We start from the raw sequence: 16,165 nt of genomic DNA on the forward strand, positions 1-16,165 counted from the left end.
GGTGCGTCTCGGGGACGCACCCTACAAAACTCGGACACCCAAACCGCCGAAGGGCTCATCCTGCCCGGCTTCCGCGTTGCCGTGGCAGAACTGCTCGCCCTGCCGGTCGACGACGGGCACGAGGAGGCTCCCCCACGGTCGTCATCGCCGGGGCTCCTTCGGCGGTTGATTGGTGGGCGAGCATGTGAGAGACTGACCATCCCGACGAAGGCCCCGTCTGAGCGGTCCCGAGGGCGCTCCCTTTCGATCGAAGGAGGTCGGTCCAGATGGCAGGCTCTGATCGGCCAGGTCGCTTGCATTCGTTCCGATTCTCCATTGCGGAAGTCATGGGAGCGGTCCTGTTCGCCGCAGCGATCCTGACGGTCCAGCTTCCCCTGACCGGTCCCTCGGGCCTCCCCGGCTCCCCCTGGACGGTCCAATGGTCGCACTTCCTCATGTGGGCATCGTACCGGGCCGAACGACTCGCACTCGTCGGAGCGATGGCCGGATTGGTGGTGATCGGGAGGGGCCTGCGAGGCGGAGCGCCCCCGAGCCGGGTGGAGTGGCTTGCGGTGGCTCTGGCGGTTTTCGCCGGAGTCGAGGCCAACGCCAGGGCCGGCGACGCGGCCGGCCGGGCCATGGTCCGGGTGACGGGAGGCTGGGTCGAGATGGCCGGAGTGATTCTCCCCGCCTTCTCGTCCGCGACGGTAGGCATGGTGGTCACCCTGACATGCCTGATCGCCCTGCAACGGGCCGAGGGCCGCGGGCGATCGCATCTGCGAGCGCCGCTGGTCGCGGTGCTCTTCGCGGCGGTCCTCTGGGGACCCTTGCCGGCCGTTGCTGACTGGGCCCGATGGACGGTCGGGGATTGGACCGCCCGATTCCACCTCGACCGACTGGCAGTCGGGCAACTCTATGCCCTCGCCGTTGTCTCGGCGATCCGGGACTTCGCCCGGCCTCGACCGGCTCGACCGGGGCATCGAATCACCGAATGGGCCGCGATGCTCTCCTGGCTGCTGCTCGCCCTGGCGTGGACCTGCCAGGCCATCTCCGTCATCCTCCCCAATCCGTCCCGGGCTCGAACCTCAACGCTGATGGCGCCTCATCCCATCCTCACGAAGCTCCTGGACCTCGCCGGGCCTGAACTCTTCGAACTGACGGCCTGGCTCGTCGCGATGGCGCTCAGCCTCCTGATCCTGCGGCTGGTCGACCAACGATCCGCCCTCGAACGACCGAGCGGGGTCCTGCCGTCGACCTACCCTCAACATGGGTGAAAGGTTCCAGGGATAGGGGTAGGGAAGACCCATTGGTTTGGGCCTTCCCTCCCTCGCTCACCGTCGGGCTCAGCCTCCCAGCGTCCGCCGTTTCGGCCCGGCCTGGGATCGCGCCTTGGTGATCGCGTACAATAACGGTCCTCGCTTCCTCGCCGGTCATCCCCTCGGAGGATCGCCCTGATGGCCTCGACCACCGAAACGATCCGCCTCGGCCCGCTCGACCACGGCCGACGGATGACATTGGAAGAATTCCTCGATGCCGAGGAAACTCCCGGATATCGCTATGAACTCGCGCGAGGAGTCGTCGAAGTGGTCGAGGTGCCGAACGACGATCACGGCCAGATCGTCTGCAACATCTACAGGGCCATTGCCCGGCACGACGTCGAACACCCCGGCCGCATCCTTCGTTACGGCGGCGCCTCGGAGTTCCGCCTCTGGCTGCCGACGATGGTCTCGGGCCGCAACCCCGACGCCGCCGTCGTCATCTCGGGGACCGCGAAGGGAGCCGATGGCCGACGACCCGCCTCCCTCGCCTTCGAGGTCGTCTCCTCCGGAGCCGAGGCCCGCGAGCGCGACTACCGCACCAAGCGCGAGGAGTACCTCGCCTACGGCCTCCAGGAGTACTGGATCGTCGACCCCCTCGAGCGCCGGATCACCGTCCTGATCCGCAACGGCGACTCCTGGGTCGAACGCCCCTTCACCGAGACCCAGACCGCCGAGGGGCTCGTCCTCCCCGGCTTCCGCGTCCCGGTCGCCGACCTGTTCGCCAGAGCAGCCGCCGACGAAGGGCAGGGGGGAGCCGCTCCTGGGGCTTGAGGCGCCGGCCCGCATGTTGAACAATGACTCCCATGTCCTCCATGCACAGGACCCAACCTCCCGCGCCCTGAACTCGGAAACGCGCTCGTTCATTCCCCTCGCCCCCGCCTGCGGGGGAGAGGGCGGCCGAAGGCCGGGTGAGGGGGTCCTCCTTCACCCTTGTTCGCATCACCCCAACTCCTGCACACTTCAACACCAAGGCAAATTTCCCATGAATTCCCTCCGCACCCTCGCACTTCTCGCCGCGGCCGCCCTCATCGTCCCCGCCGTCGCCGTCGCCACCATCGACCGGCCGGCCGAGGAGAAGACGATCACCCTCGAAGGCGTCCACCTCTGCTGCAACGCCTGCGTCCGCGCCATCGACGAGGCGGCCAAGCCGATCGAGGGCGTCGCCGTCACCTGCGACCGCGACCTCGGCACCGTGGCCCTGGTCTCCAAGGACGTGAAGATCCTCCAGACCACCCTCGACGCCATCACCGACGCCGGCTACCACGGCACCCCCGACTCCGACCTCGTCATCGTCAAGGACGACAGCGGCGCGACCGACAAGCCGGTCGAGTCCCTCACCCTGACCGGCCTGCACAACTGCTGCCGCGGCTGCGCCGTCGCCGTCGAGGAGGCCCTCGGCGCGGTCGAAGGCGTCGAGACCGTCAAGGCCGAGCCCCGCGCCACCACCGTCACCCTCTCCGGCAAGGTCATCCCCCTCGCCGCCGTCGAGGCCCTCAACGCCGCCGGCTTCCACGTGAAGGTCCAGGCCGACTGACGCGCCCTCACCGTCCGTCCGAGATACCGCCGGGAGGCTCCCCCCTCGCCCCGGTCCTCCCGGCGCTCACATCCCTGAAGGTCCACGCCGATGGCCCTGCTCAATCGGCTTTAACCCCCCCTGCGCCAAGCATCCACTGCCACCTGCACGCGCTCCCTCTCGATCTCCTGTCCCCTGTCCCTATCCGTGTTCCATCCGTGTTTCATCCGTGGCCCATTCCTCTGCACTCAGTCCCCATTGACTCTGCTCGACTCCGGGACCCACTGAATCACTCGTCCCCCAGTGCCGCCATCAACGCCTCGTGCGCGCGATCCCAGCGGAACGCGGCGGCGACCGAACGACCGACTTCCACCCGCCGCGACCGCCCGGCCTCGTCATCGAGCACCCGGCGCAGGGTCGCCGTGATCGCCTCTTCCTGCTCGGGATCGAAGTACCAGCCGGCCTCGCCGGCGATCTCGGGCAGGGCGGTCGAATCGGCCAGCGCCACCGGGCACCCCTGCGCCATCGCCTCGACCGCCGGGATGCCGAAGCTCTCGCACGTCGACGGGAACGCCAGCGCCTCGGCCTCGGCATACAGGGCACGCAGGGCCGTCCCCTGCAGATACCCCGGCATCACCACCTTCGCCTTCGGGCCGAGCGCGGCCACTTCCCGGCGGATCGCCTCGGCCGGGCCCGGCTCCCCCTCTCCCACGAGCACCAACGCCAGCTCCCCCGAGGCCACTTCCGGCAATCGTCCGGCGGCCCGGACGAGCCTCGGCAGGTTCTTCCTCGGCTGGAAGTTGGCCACCGAGAGCAGGAACGGCTGATCGGGCCTCAATCCCACCTGGCCGCGCACCCGGGCCCGCTCCCCCCCGGTCGGCCCGGCGAAGAACAGGTCATCGGCCGCGTTCGGCACGACCCGGACCTTCCCCTCGCACTCCGGGAACCGCTCCAGCAACTGCTCGGTGTTGAACGTCGAGACCGACAACACCCGATCGGCCGACCCGAACGCATGCCCCAGCAGGTCGCGCCGGCTGTTCCCGCCGTACCGCACATCCTGCAAGACGTCGTGGCTCGTCACCGCCCGCCTGGCCCGATGCGTCGGCACGTAATACTCGGCCGGGCAGTAGATCCAGTCGAGCCGCCCCGTCCAGATCTCCAGCGGCGGCCAGGGCAGGAACCTCCAGGCCCGCAAGGCGTTGCGCGTGCCGATCGGCAGCTCTTTCCGCCTCGGCGCGTGCTCCCGATCGCCCAGGGTCTCCCAGTACGCCAGCCCGTCCGGCTCGGCGATCCTCCCCGAGACGACCGTCAACTCGATCTCCGGCCTCGCGATCAACCGATCGAGCTGCGCCAGGGCGTGCCGGGTCACCCCGGTCGGCCCCCGGCAACTGTTCAGGTCGTACACCCAGGCCATCGCCATCGACGCCGACTCGGCCCCCATCGCCCCTCCCTGCCGCTCGCTGCCACCTCCCGGTGCGTTCGGGCCGTGATCGTAGGCCAACCCGGCCCATCCCGTCAACTGAGCCTGCCCCTCCCCGTTGCTCCCAATCGGTTGCGCCGGGGCAGCCAGCCGAAGGGGGGAGGGACCGCGTGCAGAGACGCAAAGACGCAGAAACACGGGCCAGGGAGGGTCTGGAGTTGGCCAAAGCCTCCTCCCCCTCTCTCCTCCGCGTCTTCGCGTCTCTGCGTGCGATCCGCCGCCACGCCATGATTCCTCCGCCGAACCCCGAAATTGTTGGCATCCTTCGCCCGCCTCCCGGCACCATCACTGTGAGTCGCGAGCCAATGCGACTGCCTTGGTTCAGATCGCCCCCGCTTCCCAGCACGAGGCAATGCCCGGATGGCCGACCGGCAGCTCAAAGGCGTTTCCCAGCACCTCGGCACGCTCTTCCGCGTGGGGGTCCTCGGCGGAGAGTCGGACGGCGCCTTGCTCGACCGCTTCCTCGACGACCCGGATCCGACCGCCGAGGCCGCCTTCGCCACCCTGGTCGAGCGGCACGGGCCGATGGTCCTGCGCGTCAGCCGCCGCCTGCTCCCCGACCCGAACGACGCCGACGACGCCGCCCAGGCCGCCTTCCTCCTGCTCGCCCGACGCGCCGGGGCCATCCGCAAGCGCGACTCCGTCGCCTCCTGGCTCTTCGGCGTGACGCTCCGGGTCGCGCACAAGGCCCGATTCCGGGCCAATCACCGGCGCCTCGCGCATCGCGAGTTCGCCGAGCACGCCGCCCGGACCCGCCCGCTCGCCGCCGCCGAGCCCTCGGCCGAATCCCCCTGGGCCGACCTCTACGCCGAGCTCGACCGCCTCCCCGAATCGCTCCGCGCCCCGATCGTCCTCTGCTACCTCGAAGGTCAGACCCACGAGCAGGCCGCCGACCGCCTCGGCCTCTCCCTCCGGACCCTCCGCCGCCGCCTGGCCCGGGCGCGCGACCGCCTCCGCGATCGCCTCCTCGCCCGCTCCGAGGCCGAATCCGCCCCCGTCGCCTCCTCCTCGACCCCCGGCGCGGTCTCCCTGGTCGCCACCTTGCCCGACCTGGCCCGCCCCCCCGCGTTCCCGATCCTCCTGGCCGAGCGGACGGTCCGATCGGCCCTCACCTTCGCCTCGGGCGGCAACGCGCTGCTCGGCTCATCCTCCGCCACCGCCGTCACCCTGGCCCAGGAGGTCCTCCGCACCATGCTCGTCTCCAAGCTCACCGCCGCCGGCACCGCCGCCTTGGTGCTCACCGGCGCCTTCGCCCTCGCCGCCGTCCCGATCGCCCTCGGGCTCCCCCTCCCGGGAAGCGACGACCCCGCTCCCCCCGTCGCCGCCTCGATCCCCCCGCATCAAGACGACGAACCGGAACCTCCCTCCGCCTTCTCCCGGGTCCCCGACAATCCCATCCCCGGCGGCCTCGACCGCCCCCCTTTGCCCGACTGGGCCACCGACATCCCCCACACCAGACCCGGCCGCACCACCACCGTCCAGGTCGTCTCCGCCGCCACCGGCCAGCCGATCCCGAACGCCGCCGTCCGCGTCTGGAAGGCGTTCGCCGACGAATGGCGTACCGCCGACGCCGACGGTCGGATCGCCGTCACCCACTCCACCGGCCCCGCCGATACGTGGTTCGCCCTCGACGCCTGGGCCGACGGCTTCGCTATGCAACGCCACTCCTTCGGCCAGCAGCCCGACGAAACCATCCCCGACGAGGCCACCATCCCCCTCCATCCCGGCGAGTCCCTCGGCGGCCTCGTCCAGGACGAGCAGGGCCGCCCCGTCGCCGGCGCCACCGTCTTCCTCTGGAGCCACAACTACACCCGCAACGCCCCCGAGGAACTCCTCTACGACCTCCGCGCCACCACCGGCCCCGATGGCCGCTGGCGGACCGGAGGCGCCCCCGAGACGACCGGCGATCTCCTCGGCTTCTACATCACTCATCCCGATTACGTCAGCGATCGCGAATATGTCGCCGGCCGAGTGAAGCCGCCGATCGAAGACCTCCGCGCCGGCACTGCCGTATCGATCCTGAAGAAGGGAGCCTATGTCGAGGGTCGCGTGCTCGACCCCGACGGCAACCCCGCCGCCGGGGCGCTCGTCGCCTCGACCCAGCAACCCGACACCCTGTTCACCTCGGTCCGCGACTTCGTCGCCGTCACCGATGCCGACGGCCGCTTCCGCACCGGCCAGCTCGCCCCCGGCACCTGGCACCTCGTCGCCTGGTCCCCCTCGGGAGCCCCGGTGGCCAGCGAGCTGGAGATCGGCACCGCGATCCCGAGCGTCGAACTCCGCCTCGGGCGTCCCCGGCCGCTCCGACTCCGGCTGATCGCCCCCGAAGGTGAGCCGATCGCCGGCGCCTTCGTCAACGTCGGGAACTGGGGCCGCTATCGACTCCTCGGCATCTTCCGATGGACCGACGCCGACGGCCGGGCCTCCTGGGATGCCGCCCCTGACGACCCGATCCGGCTCAACATCAGCGCCGACGGCTACTTCGGGAGAATCCAGGCCCCGGTGGAACCCTCCGACGAGGAGATCGTCTTCACCCTCCTCCCGGGGCTCTCGATCTCCGGCCGGGTCCGAGACGCCGAGACGGACGCCCCGATCGACCGCGCCGAGGTCGAGGTGGGCGCGGTCGACCCCGAGACCGGCGAGGTTTCCCAGTGGCAGTCCCGGCCCGGCGACATCGATTACCAGTGGTGGGTCGATGACGGCCAGCTTTACGTCGCGATCCCCGCCGAGGCCGACGCCTACCGCCTCCGGATCACGGCCCCCGGCTACGCCCCCTTCATCTCTCGGATCTTCCGCAAGGCCGAGGGCCGCGTGACCGACGTCAACGTCTCCCTCCAGCCCCCCGAGCCCGGCAACCCCGTCGCCACCGTCCTGCGTCCCGACGGTTCTCCTTTGGCCGACGCCCCCGTCCTCATCGGCCATCGCCAGCAGGGGGTCTCCCTCCGAGACGGCCGGCCGGATGACCGTTACGCCAACCTCAATCGCGGCCAGACGCTCCGGACCGGCCCCGACGGCACCTTCCCGATCCCCCGGCATGATCCCCCCTTCGTCGCGGTCGTCGTCGGCGACGACGCCTATGCGATCATCCCCGACGCCGAACTCGCCGAGTCGCGCGTGATTAACGCCCAGCCCTTCGCCCGCGTCGAGGGCCGCTACCTCATCGGCGACCGGCCCGGCGTGGGCCTCACGATCACGCTCCGCGGAGAGGCCGACGATCCCCCGGCCCCCTTGATCTCGGTCCGCAACACGCACGAGGCGACCACCGACGCCGACGGCCGGTTCACCTTCGAGCGGGTCATCCCCTCCGAGGGTCTCGTCGTCGCCCGGGACGATCCGGAAGACGCCCCCGGCCGCGTCTGGTCCCTCGGCCAGCCCGTCCGCGTCAAACCCGGCGAGACGGCACGGATCACGATCGGCGGCGTCGGCCGCCCCGTCATCGGCCGCGTCGCCCCTCCCGAGGGCCTTGCGGAGCCGATCGACTTCACCCGCCGATCAACCGCCTGGGTCGTGAGCGATCGGTCGACCATCCCCTATCCGCCGGAGTTGTTCCGCGGCAAGACGACCCTGAACGAGGTCGATTGGCCGGGATGGTCCGAATCCTGGCGGACCTCCCCCGAGGGCCGCACCTTCGCCGACCAAACCCGTCGCGTGAGCGTTGCGCTGGCCCCCGACGGCTCGTTCCGGATCGACGACGTCCCCCCCGGCGATTACCGGCTCATCGTGTTCGTCGGCCCCGCCGAGGTCGGCCAGGGGGACGGCCCCTTCGCCCGGATCTCCCGGTCCTTCACCGTCCCCGAGGTCCCCGGCGGCCGATCCGACACGCCGATCGACTTCGGGACCCTCCGCCTCCGCCCGCGGACGACCCTCGAACCCGGCGACCCCGCCCCGAAGGTTGCCGTCACCACCCTCGACGGCGACCGCCTCACGATCCCCGACGACTTCCGGGGCCGCCACCTCATCCTCGACTTCGGCACCCCCGCCAACGACCAGTCCCGCCTCCAGATCGCCCGCGTCAACGGCCTGTACGAGCGCTTCGGCACCGATGACCGCGTCGCCTTCCTCAGCCTCGTCATCGCCCCCGACGACGCCGACGCCCGCTCCTTCATCGCCGCCAAGGGGCAACCGTGGCCCCAGGTACTTCTCGGCCCGCTCCCCAATCCCACCGCCAACGCCTTCGGCGTCGAGGACACCCCGCTCGGCCCCGGAAGCCTCCTGCCCGGCTTCGTCCTGATCGGCCCCGACGGGCAGGTCCTCGCCGTCGACCCCTACGGCCGCGACCTCGAATCCCGCCTCGCCGAGACGCTCGACCCCGCCCCCTCCTCGTAACCTCCCGGGTTCCGCGTGATCCGGCGCCATGCCCTCGGTTTTCGCGGGAATGGCGTCACGCCTCAGACCGAATTGCCGGGTGCGGGGTGCCATGCCCTCGTCCTCGTGGGCATGAGTTCGAGCCCCGCCCGCCCGGCGACCATGGCCACGCGGACGTGGCCATGCCACCCCGCAGGGAATCCCGGGTCGGTGAGGCCCGACCTCGACTTCGATCCGCCCTCGCCGGCCGCCCCCTCGCGGACGCCCGCGGCCGCGCTCACGACCTCGACCGCTCGCCCCTCTTGACGCGAAGGATCTCATGCCGCAGAGTCGAGGCCCGAGGACGGCACTCCATTCATCCATCGACAGGGGCAGGGGCATGACCCATTGGTTCCGCGACCTCGACCGCATCCTGCGCGGCGAGGCGACCCGATCGAGGGCCCTGGGCCGGGGCTCCGTCGATGTGAGGCCCGGGGGCCTGACCGCCTTGCTCGTGGCCCTGGGCATGGTCTACGGGGCCTGCATGGGCTGCTTCGCCCTGTTCAAGGAGGGCGGGCCTTCCGTGATGCAACTGGTGGCCAGCGCCGTCAAGCTGCCCGCCCTGTTCCTGCTGACCCTGGTCGTCACCTTCCCCTCGCTCTACGTCTTCAACGCGCTGGTCGGCTCCCGGCTCTCGATGGGGTCGCTCCTGCGGCTGCTGCTGGCCGCGCTGGGGGTCACGGTGGCGGTCCTCGCCTCGCTCGGGCCGATCGTCGCCTTCTTCTCGGTCAGCACGACCAGCTACCCGTTCATGCTCCTGCTCAACGTCCTGGTCTTCGCCGCCTCCGGCACGCTGGGCATGGCCTTCCTGTTGCAGACCCTGCACCGCCTGAGCCTGATCCCCCCCGAGCCGGAGCCGGAGCCGGAGCCGACGCCGAGCACGGCCATCGAGCAGGTGGGCGAGCAGAAGGGGGAGGAGCCCGCCGGACCCTCGCCCGGGGCGCTGGAGCACGCCGGGGACGGGCCGCCGAGCCGCCAGGTGAAGCTCATCTTCCGCTGCTGGATCGTCCTGTTCGCCCTGGTCGGCGCCCAGATGGGCTGGGTGTTGCGGCCGTTCGTCGGCACGCCCGATCGCCCCTTCTCCTGGTTCCGCGAGCGGGACTCGAACTTCTTCGAGGCCGTCTGGCATGCCTTCGCGAGCCTCTTCTCGTGAAGTCCGCGCTGCGGCCGATCGACGACCTGCTCCGGGGCCGCCCCGCCGCGGCCGCCCGGGCCTGGTGGCTGGCCTTGCTCTGCGGCGTCTTCTACGGCGCCGTGATGGGCTCGTTCGGCGGGCGCCCGGGCCAGGCGGTCTACTCGGCGTCGAAGGTGCCGCTCTTGCTGGCGACGACGACGCTCCTGGGCCTGCCGAGCTTCTTCGTCCTGAACACGCTGCTGGGGGTGCGGTCGGATTTCGGCAAGGCGATGCGGGCGGTGGTCGTCTCGCAGGCGGGGCTGACGATCATCCTGGCCTCGCTGGCCCCCGTGACGGCGTTCTGGTACGCCTCGACGACCGACTACCGGACGGCGATCCTGTTCAACGCCGCGATGTTCGCCGTGGCCAGCGTCGGGGCGCAGTGGATGCTGCGCCGGGCCTATCGCCCCCTGATCGCCCGCAACCCGGTGCATCGCCGGCTGCTGGGTGCCTGGCTGCTGATCTATGGCTTCGTCGGGATTCAGATGGGCTGGCTCCTGCGACCGTTCATCGGTGCCCCGGGAGAGCCGGTCCAGTTCTTCCGGCCCGGCGCCTGGGACAACGCCTATGTGTTCGTCGCCCGCCTGATCTGGGAGGTCCTGGCCGGCCGGTAGTCCCCACGGGTTGGATGTCCGGTCGGTCGTCTTCCGAGGGCAGTTCCCCCGGGGATCGCAGCCGGGCCGGATCAACGGACACCACGATCTCCAACCGAGCGGCGCCATGCGCTCCTTCGTCCGAGGGCCGCGTATCGCCGCGACCGTCGGACAGTCCGGACGCCGCGAGCTCGCCGGATCACCAAGGCTCCCGGCCTCCCGGCCGAGAACTCCTCAAGGTCGGTGACTGCCCCGGCCGTTTTCCCCGATACTATAAGGCGAGGGCCATCTCCCGTCGACGGCTCCTCCCGCCCGATCACCCCGGCCTCGCTCGACGCGGTCGGCCTCCCCTCTCTTTGACAATCCGATCAGGTCCCCCCCATCCCCGCGCCGGCGTGCCCTGAATCCGCCTCCCCGCCTGCCGGATTTCCCGACCAGCCCGGCGCCAACCCGTTGCTCATCCACCATGGCGCGAAACGAACCCATTTCGCCCGCATCCTCCCGCGCGAAACGAACCCATTTCCCCGGCGCCCGATCCCCGAAACGATCCGAACGCCGTCGGCACAACTCCTTATCTACCAGGAGAAAACTCCCATTCCCGCTGCCCCTCCCGGGCGCACCATGCCCGCATCCCCGCGCCCCAAACGCCCCGGGCCGACTCCCTCCCCTCGTCCTTCCCATCCGTGTTTCATCCGTGGCTCATACCCTCTCTTCCCCGCGCAAAACGAACCCAAGCCCCGGCCGGGTCGATTCCCGAAACGAACCGGAGTGTCGCGACGTAACCCCCTGACAGGCCATCATCATTGGCCCCTCGCTCCCGGCGCACCGGGGCGCACCGGGGCGAGGTCGGGGCTCAGTCGCCGTGCTTCTCGCGGAGGCGGCCGGAGAGGCGGAGGATCAGGTGGGCCCGCTCGAACTGCTCGACCCACTCGGCCGAGACGGTGGCCAGCTCGTCGTCGGCGGGGGGGACGAGGCCCGTCGGGCAGCTCGGTCCGAGCTGGTCGGCGGCGATCTTCCGGTAGCGCGAGAGGGTCCGGTCGCCGAACCGGGCGACCTCGAAGAAGTCCTCGCTCAGGAAGACGACCGTCGGCACCCGGCGGCCGTCGTTGATCCGGAGGCTGTCGGAGACCTCGGGCAGGGCGTCGCGGTCGAGGTAGCGGAGGTCGATTGTCGAGGGGTTGGCCGCGGCGATGTGGTCGAGGATCGGGCACTGATACACGCAGTCGCCGCACCAGGTCCCCGCCAGGCAGAGCACCGGCATCGTCCGGACGAACCCGCCGACCACCCCCCGCTGGGCCTCGGTCAGCTTGACCCGGTCATGAACCGCCCCCCACTTCGCCCGTTCCGCCTCCGACCCGTACTTGGCCAGGAAGTCCTGATACCCCAACGCCTCGCCGAACACCTTGCCCCAGTCGATCATCACCCTCGTCATCCTTTCCGCGTTGCTTGATGCCTTGCCGCTCTTTGGAATCCCGAACGCTCGACCCAACCGGCCGGTACCCTGTCGCTTCGGGGAACAGCGATGGTAGTCCCTCCGCCTGTCCTCGCCCAGCCCCCCAGCCTCCTTGGAAAGGCGACGAGACGCCCCCCCGGCGGAGGGATTTCCCGCCGGAAAGGCGTCTCGATTCGACTCGAACCCGGTCAGCGGGGGATCACCAGCTCCCCTCGCCCCCGGCTCACGACTGCGGCGAGGCCGTCTGCCCGGTCGGCGCGACCTCCTGGGCCTGGGCACTGGGCATGACGGACTCGACCGGCACCATCACCGTCGTCGTCACCGGGATCTCGCGGGTGACCTGGCGGGGGACGCACCGGGTGACGGTCACGGGCACCTGCTCCGGGATCGTCACCGGGACCTGCCGGGTGATCGTCTCCTGCACGGGGACCATCTTGGTCGTATAGACCGTCACCGGCACCTGGACGGCGCGGGTCACGGGGACCTGGCGGGTGATCGTCTCGGTCACCATCCGGGTCCGGGTGGTCATGACGGTCACCTGCACCTGTTCCGGGATCGTCACCGGGACCTGCCGGGTGATCGTCTCGGTGACCTGCCGGGGCCGGAGGGTCTGGACGTTGTCGGTCCGGGTCTCCTGGGTCATGGTGACGCGGGTCGTCGGGACGGTCTCGGTGACCTGCCGGGGGACCATCTGCGTCACCGGCACCTGGACGTCGCGGACCTCGACCCGGGGGACCGTGCGGGTCACCTGGACCGGGACCTGCTGGTGGCGGACCTCCGGCACCTGCACGGTCGTCTGCACCGGGACCGACTCGCAGCGCTGGCGGGTCACATAGGAGGTCTCCTGAATCTGATGCCGGACCGGGTTGGGCACATACACCGTCTGGGTCGCGTAGCTCGGGGCACACGAGCTGCCGCAGCCGCCCCCATGGCCGAGGCCGAGGCACGAGAGCCCCTTGCCGTGATGGCCGCCGACCGGCACCGTCACCGTCTGATAGCCCCCCTGGTCGACGCAGACCTCCCGCGTCCGGGTCACCGGCACCTGCTCGGCGACCGTCCGGGTGACGAAGCTCGTCCGCTGCTGGGGGACCATCACCGTGTACGGCTGCGACTGCATGACCGTCTCGACCACCTGGTCGAGCACCGTGTGCCGCTGCTGGATCGTCCGGGTCGTGGTCACCGGCTCGCAGACGGTCCGGGTCACCTGCTGCTGGACCGTCTCATACTTCGGGATGTTCACCACGTATTGCCGGGGGACGGTGACCGTCTCGTAGACGGTCCGCGTGACCGGGACCTGCTCGGTCCGGTACTCGGTCCGGTACTTCGTCTGGGTCGTCTGCACCGGCACCTGCTCGGTCACGCAGCGCTGGACGGGGACCTGCTGCGTGACGTACTCGGTCCGGTACTCGGTCCGGGTCGTCTGGACCGGGACCTTCTCGGCGACGTACCGGGTGACCGGGACCTGCTCGGTCTTGTACTCGGTCCGATACCTCGTCTGCATGACCGTCTCCGGGACGGTGTCGTAGACCGTCTCGGTGATCGTCTTCATGGTCGTCACGGTCTGGGGGACCATCGTCGGGCCGCAGGGCAGCCCGACCGGCTCCACCGACAGACACGAAAGGCCCGGGCTCCCGACCCCGCACCGGAAACAGGCCGACGCCGTGCCCGACCCCGCCAGGACCATCGCCGCGGCCGCCGCCGCGACCAGGCCGCCCCGCTTCATCCGCCTCATGACTTCGCGCTCCCGGAAGGTGCTCATCGACTGTAGTTCACCGACGCCCAGGCCGACCCGACGCAACCGCTCCCGATCGCCCAGGCGCCTGCCTTTTCCCGACTGCTGCACCTTTCCGGTTTAGTCCAAATTCCGCGCCAACTCAAGGGGTTAATTTGGGGAATATGAGCAATTTGGGAAATTTTACGCCCTGACGGCCATCGGACCCCAGCGACCTGAAGGCCCGGGGCCCGTCCGATGCCCGCGGCCTGACCGGTGCCCGGCGCAAATAAAAAACGCCCGGTCCCCCCCGAGGGGACCGGGCATAGCCAGGGAGAACGACGCTTGCTCGTGACTTCGTCGGCTTTGGATCGAACAGTGGGCCGAGACCCGATTGCCCGAAGGGACGCGGTCAGAGGCGAGCGGGAGTGAGCAAAGCACCCCGGATGCCAGGCAGGTCCGATTCCCGGAATTCTCGGCAGGAACATTCGACACATCTCTTTAGGATAAAAACGGTTACACCATGAGAAAAATTTACGAAGAGAGACCGAACCTTCATCCTCCTGCCCGATTCTTCGGCGGCCGTGCTTGCCTGATCGACAGAGCCGCGACGAGCCGACGCCGATCCGGGTCGATTGCCCGGCCGGCGGTCGCTAGAATGTCGGACAGTTCAGCGAGGGGCGGGGCGCAACGATCATCAACGCAACCGAACGCGGTGAGGGTGGATACGGCCGATGACGACCAAGGTCTTCGTGCTCGGGCTCGACGGGGCGACCTGGGACATTCTCGGGCCGCTGGCCGACGCCGGCGCGCTGCCGAACCTGGCGAGGCTGCGGAAACAGGGGGCATCGGGCACCCTGCGGTCGATCTTCCCCCCGCTCAGCCCGGTCGCCTGGACCGGGGTGATGACCGGCAAGAACTCGGGGAAGCACGGCGTCTTCGAGTTCCTCGAATTCGAGCACGACCCGCTCGGCGGCCGGGTGAACACGTCGCGGTCGATCCGGGCCGAGCTGCTCTGGGAGGTCGCCGGCCGCTTCGGCAAGCGGGCGATCGCCGGGGCCGTGCCGATGAGCTACCCGCCCCGGCCGAGTCCCGACGGTTTCTTCCTCGGCGACTTCCTCAGCCCGCCGAACGCGAAGGACTTCTCGACCGACCCCGCCCTCTTCGCCGAGCTGGAGGAGGCCCTCGGCGAGCCGTACCGCCCGTGGGACACCTCCGTCCACGACGGCGGCAATGAGGCCCAGGCGCTCGCCTCGCTGACCGACTTCCTCGACCACCACCTCCGCGCCGTCCGGTTCCTGATGGACGCCCGCCCCTGGGACCTGTTCGTCTACGACCTGATGGCCACCGACCGCATCCAGCACGAGCTCTGGCACGCCTGGGATCCGTCCCACCGCCTGGCCAAGGGGCGGCGCGACCTGGCGAAGGTCCGCGAGGGGTTCATCGCCTTCTGGTCGAAGCTGGACGCGGGGATCGGCGAGATCGAGGCCGCCCTGCCGGCCGACACGACCCTGGTTTTGATGAGCGACCACGGCTTCGGCCCGGTCGAGCACTTCGTCAACTTCAACGTCTGGCTGCTGGAGAAGGGGTTCATCCAGCTGATCGACAGCCCTTACGTGAGGCAGAAGCACTGGTTCTACAGGCGAGGGGTGACGCCGGAGTGGATCTATAACGTCATGGCCCGCTTCGGCCAGGCGAAGCACCGGGTCAGCCGGTTCGGGGGCGGCCAGGACAACGTGCTCGATCGCCTGGCCGAGTCGGCCTTCCTCTCGCGCCGTCACATCGACTGGTCGACGACGAAGGCATATGCCCAGGGGAACTTCGGCCAGATCTTCCTGAACCGGGTCGGCCGCCAGCCGGTCGGCTGCGTGAGCGAGGCCGACGTCCGCCCGATCCTCGACGACCTGAAGGCCGAGCTGAGCACCCTGACCCACCCCGAGACGGGCGCCCCCCTGGTCGAGCGCGTCTACGAGGCCGACGAGCTGTACGACGGCCCGATGAGCCACCTCGCCCCGGATCTGACCGTCGTGCTGGGCGACTGGCGCTACCGGACGATCGGCCTGCACGACTTCACGACCCACAAGGTCATCTCCCCCGCCTTCGGCCCGACCGGCGACCACCGGATGGAAGGGGTCTTCATCGCCAACGGCCCCGGCATCCAGGCCGGCGCGACGCTGGGCGACTCCGCCACCCTGCTCGACATCGCCCCGACCGTCCTCCACCTGCTCGGCGTCCCCAAGCCCGACGACCTCGACGGCCGCCCCCTCACCGAGGTGCTCGACCCCTCCTTCCAGCCCGACCCGGCCGCCCAGCTTGCCCCCGCTCCTCCCGCTTCCTCCGACGGCGACGGCCAGCCCCCCGCCGGCCTCCACGAGGAGGACGACGAGGCCGTCAAGCAACGCCTGGCCGACCTGGGGTATCTCTGACCTTCTTTTGAACGGCCTCGACATCAGGGCGCTTGCAACGCCCTGGCGTCGGCCATTTTGTAGGGTGCTGTCGAGTCTTCGAAGACGCACCGATCCCTTCCCGAAGCCCGGTGGTGCGTCTTCGAAGACTCGACAGCACCCTACGAGGGGGGTGTTGCCATCATCCTGGCCTG

10 protein-coding genes are annotated in these 16,165 nt (G+C 70.0%); 7 read left to right on the forward strand and 3 right to left on the reverse strand.

The genetic code is table 11. The features are described 5' to 3' along the window. The first annotated feature begins 266 nt into the window (after positions 1-266). The 3 genes from AB1L88_RS02770 to AB1L88_RS02780 all read left to right on the forward strand — a co-directional run bounded on the left by AB1L88_RS02770 (position 267) and on the right by AB1L88_RS02780 (position 2,832). Complete coding sequence (locus AB1L88_RS02770) at positions 267-1,253, forward strand: hypothetical protein (RefSeq protein ID WP_367095102.1); 987 nt, start codon at positions 267-269, stop codon at positions 1,251-1,253. Positions 1,254-1,433: 180 nt separating this feature from the next. Then, positions 1,434-2,069, forward strand: a complete 636-nt coding sequence (locus tag AB1L88_RS02775) for a Uma2 family endonuclease (RefSeq protein WP_367095103.1) — start codon at positions 1,434-1,436, stop codon at positions 2,067-2,069. A gap of 211 nt (positions 2,070-2,280) precedes the next feature. Then, positions 2,281-2,832, forward strand: a complete 552-nt coding sequence (locus AB1L88_RS02780) for a cation transporter (protein ID WP_367095104.1) — start codon at positions 2,281-2,283, stop codon at positions 2,830-2,832. A 268-nt stretch (positions 2,833-3,100) separates the two neighbouring features. Here AB1L88_RS02780 and AB1L88_RS02785 read toward each other — a convergent pair whose 3' ends face one another. Then, entirely contained in the window at positions 3,101-4,312 is a 1,212-nt protein-coding gene (locus AB1L88_RS02785) for a glycosyltransferase family 1 protein (RefSeq protein WP_367095105.1), read from the reverse strand. 339 nt (positions 4,313-4,651) lie between these two features. On the opposite strand from AB1L88_RS02785, the gene AB1L88_RS02790 reads away from it, so the two are divergent. The 3 genes from AB1L88_RS02790 (at position 4,652) to AB1L88_RS02800 (ending at position 10,423) form a co-directional block, all read left to right on the forward strand. Next, a complete protein-coding gene (locus AB1L88_RS02790) occupies positions 4,652-8,617 on the forward strand; it encodes a sigma-70 family RNA polymerase sigma factor (RefSeq protein WP_367095106.1) in 3,966 nt (1,321 codons plus the stop codon). Between the two features lie 358 nt (positions 8,618-8,975). Continuing rightward, entirely contained in the window at positions 8,976-9,788 is an 813-nt protein-coding gene (locus tag AB1L88_RS02795; RefSeq protein ID WP_367095107.1) for a hypothetical protein, read from the forward strand. Beyond that, positions 9,785-10,423, forward strand: coding sequence for a hypothetical protein (locus AB1L88_RS02800; RefSeq protein ID WP_367095108.1), 639 nt, complete (start codon positions 9,785-9,787; stop codon positions 10,421-10,423). The genes AB1L88_RS02795 and AB1L88_RS02800 overlap by 4 nt, the downstream gene beginning before the upstream one ends. A gap of 832 nt (positions 10,424-11,255) precedes the next feature. Here the strand turns inward: AB1L88_RS02800 and AB1L88_RS02805 are convergent. Beyond that, positions 11,256-11,822, reverse strand: a complete 567-nt coding sequence (locus tag AB1L88_RS02805; RefSeq protein ID WP_367095358.1) for a thioredoxin family protein — start codon at positions 11,820-11,822, stop codon at positions 11,256-11,258. A gap of 256 nt (positions 11,823-12,078) precedes the next feature. Next, on the reverse strand, positions 12,079-13,614 hold the full coding sequence (locus tag AB1L88_RS02810) for a hypothetical protein (protein WP_367095109.1): 1,536 nt from the start codon (positions 13,612-13,614) through the stop codon (positions 12,079-12,081). A 686-nt stretch (positions 13,615-14,300) separates the two neighbouring features. On the opposite strand from AB1L88_RS02810, the gene AB1L88_RS02815 reads away from it, so the two are divergent. Continuing rightward, complete coding sequence (locus tag AB1L88_RS02815) at positions 14,301-15,992, forward strand: alkaline phosphatase family protein (protein ID WP_367095110.1); 1,692 nt, start codon at positions 14,301-14,303, stop codon at positions 15,990-15,992. Positions 15,993-16,165 lie beyond the last annotated feature (173 nt).

It is taken from the genome of Tautonia sp. JC769 (genome assembly GCF_040717455.1).
GTDB lineage: Bacteria > Planctomycetota > Planctomycetia > Isosphaerales > Isosphaeraceae > Tautonia.